This window comes from Paenarthrobacter sp. 10N417, from assembly GCF_056394745.1.
Map to the genome: position 1 here is coordinate 1 of NZ_JBFTIL010000054.1, position 1,400 is coordinate 1,400.

At 65.7% G+C, this 1,400-nt stretch carries 1 protein-coding gene; it reads right to left on the reverse strand.

What is annotated here, in order from left to right; genetic code table 11:
- Window positions 1-25 precede the first annotated feature (25 nt).
- On the reverse strand, window positions 26-1,090 hold the full coding sequence (locus AC1DCM_RS26490) for an IS110 family RNA-guided transposase (RefSeq protein WP_477520317.1): 1,065 nt from the start codon (window positions 1,088-1,090) through the stop codon (window positions 26-28).
- Between the last annotated feature and the right edge of the window lie 310 nt (window positions 1,091-1,400).

Consider the following 1,400-nt stretch of genomic DNA (forward strand, 5'->3'; position numbering starts at 1 on the left):
CAACGCGGGGATCCTTCTATGGTTGTCAAGCGTGGCAAGGGCCGGGGTTTGGGGCGTTGAGGGTTCGGTAGATCCGCCGGGCGAGGTAGCGTTTCACGCACCGGCGGATCTCCTTTGTGGTTCGTCCCTCGGCTTTGCGTTTGCGGACGTAGTCGACGGTGGCGGGGTCGAAGGTCATCCGGCTCAGGGCGACCATGTGCAGGGCTTTGTTCAGTGTTCTGTCACCGCCGCGGTTGAGTCTGTGCCTGACGGTGTTACCGGATGAGGCAGGAATGGGGTTGACTCCGGCCAGGGAGGCGAATGCCGCTTCGGAGCGGACCCGTCCGTGGTGGGACCATGCGGTCAGGCAGATGGCGGCGGTGACGGGACCGAAGCCGGTTTCCTGCAGCAGGGGCGCTGCGTCGCTGATCTTGACCAGCTCGGTGATCCGGGTGGTGTTGGTCTTGATCTCCGCGTCGAGTCCGGTGACGCGTTGGGCTAGCCGGACGGCTTCGGAGCGGGCAATGGAGGCGGCCAGTGGTTCGTCCCGGGCCCTCCACCGGGTCACGTCGGCGATCTGGGCTCCGGTCAGGGGTTTACGGGCGTCCAGGCCGAGGTCGTTGACGCGCAGCAGGGCGGTCAGCGCGTTCACGGCCCTGGTGCGTTCGGTGGTCATGGAGTCCCGTGCGGTGACCAGGACGCGTAAGGCGGCGCGGACCCCTTCATTGAGCCGTGGCCGGCGCAGGTGCTGCTCATCCAGGGGGAGGACGGCTGCGGCGATCCGGTGCGCGTCGAGCGGRTCGGATTTTCCGACACTGTGCCGGGCATCCATGCGCGCGGCTTCGGCAACCTGGTAGCCGGCCGCYCCGGCKGCACCGGCCAGCAGGGCACCGTATGAGCCGGTTCCCTCGATCACCCATAAAGTCCCCAGGTCAGCGCCGGTGTGGCGCGCGACCCAGGCGATCGAGCGGTTGATGCCGGCCCCGGTGGCCGGGAAGTCCCGGGTAGCGATCAACTCACCAGTACTTGCGGTGATGATGGCGTAGACATGGTTCCTGGCGTGCGTGTCGACGCCGACGACAAACGGACGGGAATGCGCAACGATAGTCATAGCGGTTCTGGCACCTTCCTCTATTCGCGGATACGGTCAGGGCCGTCAACGGCCSGTACCAGTCCGGGTAGAGGTCACTTCGGAACAACACTGTGACGAGTCACGCCCTAGCGGGCGGACAACCTTCTGATCAAGTTACCGAGGTGGGCCGGGCGGTACCGGCCGCCCCACCCCTCGGATGGACAGATCCCACTCCAGGACACCCTTGCGGGGCCAGTCACTTACTGAGTCACATCCAAGGGGCAGCACGGCCAATACCCACTCTGCCAGCCAGTCCCAGACCAGCCACAACAATCCTCACAGTCACTTA